Origin of the sequence: Acinetobacter sp. YH16032, assembly GCF_013417345.1 — a bacterium.
In the GTDB taxonomy this organism is placed as follows: domain Bacteria; phylum Pseudomonadota; class Gammaproteobacteria; order Pseudomonadales; family Moraxellaceae; genus Acinetobacter.
Window position 1 is genome coordinate 1 of sequence record NZ_VPEE01000094.1, and the last position, 3110, is coordinate 3110.

4 protein-coding genes are annotated in these 3110 nt (G+C 38.0%); 2 read left to right on the forward strand and 2 right to left on the reverse strand.

Translation table 11 applies throughout. The features are described 5' to 3' along the window. Positions 1 to 187: 187 nt before the first annotated feature. A complete protein-coding gene (locus FTV32_RS16295; protein WP_005146112.1) occupies positions 188 to 532 on the forward strand; it encodes an SMR family transporter in 345 nt (114 codons plus the stop codon). Beyond that, complete coding sequence (locus FTV32_RS16300; protein ID WP_005146114.1) at positions 533 to 1090, forward strand: TetR/AcrR family transcriptional regulator; 558 nt, start codon at positions 533 to 535, stop codon at positions 1088 to 1090. It begins immediately after the preceding gene. Positions 1091 to 1217: 127 nt separating this feature from the next. Here the strand turns inward: FTV32_RS16300 and FTV32_RS16305 are convergent, their stop codons facing one another. Further along, complete coding sequence (locus tag FTV32_RS16305) at positions 1218 to 1715, reverse strand: hypothetical protein (RefSeq protein ID WP_108565293.1); 498 nt, start codon at positions 1713 to 1715, stop codon at positions 1218 to 1220. Then, a complete protein-coding gene (mobQ, locus tag FTV32_RS16310) occupies positions 1712 to 2683 on the reverse strand; it encodes a MobQ family relaxase (protein WP_179997569.1) in 972 nt (323 codons plus the stop codon). Before mobQ ends, FTV32_RS16305 begins: the two co-directional genes overlap by 4 nt. Between the last annotated feature and the right edge of the window lie 427 nt (positions 2684 to 3110).

A 3110-nucleotide genomic window follows, 5' to 3' on the forward strand; every position in this document is an offset into this window, starting at 1 on the left:
AAAAAAAGCCCATCTAGGTATAGATGGGCTAAAAATGGAAACCTACTGCACTGATTTCTAAAGAGAATTATAACAAATTTCGTATAACGTGTATTATGTTAATTTTAGAAAATCTAAAATAATTATTGATAATTTTTTTTTGAAAATTTAACATACCTTCCGATTGGTATTTTAGGTATGATTACTTATGAACAGTGTGTTACTCGCTTATGTATTACTTGGATTTGCAATAGTTTCCGAAGTGATTGGAAGTAGTTTTTTAGTTAAATCGGAAGGGTTTACAAAACTTTTTCCAAGCGTGATGGTCTTTATTTTTTTTAGCACGGCATTTTATTTATTATCACAAGTTATTAAAACAATCCCTTTAGGTATCGCATACGCTATATGGGCTGGTGTTGGGATTGTTCTAACTGCTGTAGTTGGCTACTTTGTTTTTAAACAGACACTAGATAATCCTGCTTTAATTGGAATTGGTTTTATCGTATCTGGCGTAATAATTATTAATTTATTTTCGCAATCAGCAGGTCATTAAGTGAAAGAAATTCGGCAACAAAAGAAGCAACCAGAGGTTATTCGAAAGCGCATCCTTGAACAGGCAACTATTCTTGTTTCTCAAAAGGGTATTTCTGGTGTTTCTATTCAAAATATTGCTACAGCAGTAGGTATAACAAAAGGGGGGGTATTTCACCATTTCCCGAATAAAAAAAATTTGATAGAAGAAATGTTCAATCAAATAATTCTTGATTTAGATCAAACAGTTGAATACTTGATTAAACGCGATCCAACAGAATATGGTAAATTCACACGAGCTTATATTCATAGTTCTTTTATCCATCAAATAGATGGGGTGGTTTCTGCTTGGTCAGCGTTATCAATGACTATGATCACAGAGCCTACCTTTAATAAAATTTGGATGGAATGGCTAAAAAATAGATTATCTCAACATGCAGAAACGGATAGTCATCCTGATTTAGAGTTACTTCGTTTAGCAGCAGATGGGTTGTGGCTACAAAGTATTACCGGAGTCATTGATGATGAGCAATGTTCAAAATTAGAAGACGATCTGCTTAATCGAACCTATTTAACATAAAATCTCTTATGCGAAATTTCAGCTCGATGCTTTGAAAGATGGCTAAAGCCATGTTTCAAAGTCGGGCAACTTTGCGCTTGCTGTAATTTGATTTGTAATGAGAAAAACCAAGCAAAGTACCGATCAACTAGTATTTTTTAGGGTCGATCTGACACCAGTCATACGTTTTTTCTTTGACACTACTCGGTTCAAACGAGTAGCAATTTTTCCTCATTATTCTCACCAATGTTTCACCATCACTTTCTCGAATTTGTAGCGGATATTTTTTTAGTACAGCCATATCTGCTCTACGTTCATCAATTTCGTCTTTGCTTGGTATGTATAAAAAGATAGCCAAAATGAACACCATCATCACAGCAACAAACGTGCTGGCAAAAATAAAGATAAGTTTTAAGTTGAGCCTGTTTGTAGCTTCGTTTAATGCCTGAATACTGTTGTTTAATGCACCTGTATGCTTCTTATTTGCGTTTTCTAGCGATTTTTCAGCCTTGTCTAGCACTCCACTAGCGACTTGGTTGTAAAACTGCTCTAATCGCTTCTTATCGTCTGCTATGGCTTCTCGATATTCCTTCATGGATGCCAATAAAATATATAACTGGTCATCTAAATCATTTTGATTACTCATAATGACATTCCGCCTCTACTTAGTTTTTGATATGCCTTGCGGAGTGCTTGCTCGGCTCGTTGTTTATCTAATTCTTGCTGTCGTTTCATTTCCGCTTGGCGTTCCAGTTCTAGACGTTTGGTTTCTTGGTTCTTCTGCCATTGATCAAAACCTTGATCGACACGGTTTAAACCACGCTGTAAAACGCTCTCTTTCTGCTGTTTCTGTTGGTCAAGCTGTTGGGCGTTCTGCTGTTTCACATTGTCATTAAAACGGCTGATTTCAGTGTCTATGCCTTGTCTGCGTAATTGGGTGACTTTAGTGCCTTCATGGATGGTGGCTTGTAGTCCGTTATTCTGATCGGCATAGCTGCGGTGGTCTATTTTTTCCTGAAAGCCTGCTCGTTCTAATGCGTGATTGGCTAAATTTGCCCACGTTTCCCGAATCTGTTTAATTTCGTCTTGGGTTGTCCCCATACCAAGGCTTTTTCGTTTGGCGTTACTGAGTTCAATATCGGTTTTGGTGGTCAGAGTGAGTTTATTGTCTGCATTCAATTCGGCTTTTCGGGTTGTGAGCATGATATGGGCGTGATGGTTTTTATCATTACCGCCTTTACTCGGTTCATGGATGGCTAAATCTGCGATTACGTCATAGCGATCAACTAAGGACCTGGCAAAGTCTTTTGCCAAGTCCTTACGTTGATCAGCGTCTAATTCATCGGGTAGGGCGATTACCCATTCTCTAGCGGTTCGGGCATCTTTGCGGTTTTCGGACTGTTCTGCCAAGTTCCAAAGGTCATTACGGTCAATTTCAATATCGAGATTCGAGATAATTTCTGAATGGGCGACACCATCTTTTCTTGTAAAGTCATGGGTCAGCCCTGTGCGTTCATCTTTGAGCTTTTCACCTGCACGATAAGCCATAGATGCAACAGCAGTTCTGCCTGAACTTCGATTAACTGTTTTGGTCGAGCAATGATAAATCGCCATCGCTTAACACTTCCGACTAGCAGGGACGTAATAACCGCATTTTTCACATTCTCTTTTTAGGTTCTGAACTTCTCTTTCTTCTGCATGTTGTGCCATCTGTTCAGGCATCTTATAAGTGCATTCGTGTCCGCAATTTGGACAAAGGTAAAGGTGAGTTTCTCTAAAATTATACCGATACATTTTTATTTACCTTTTGCTTTTTTAAATTGCGTAGCAATTTTTTGGGGTTAAGGGGATTCCCCTTACGCAAACTTTGACTTGGATGAAATCCAAGTCGTAAGTGCGCATTTCATGAAAAACACGATAGCATATTACCCGCTTGAATTTCAATTCATAGGGTCTTATGCTTGAGTGGTTTTCTATATTCCGAAATTAATCGTTATGACTAAATCTGCTGAAAATATCGAAAAGAAAATTGAAGCCCAGT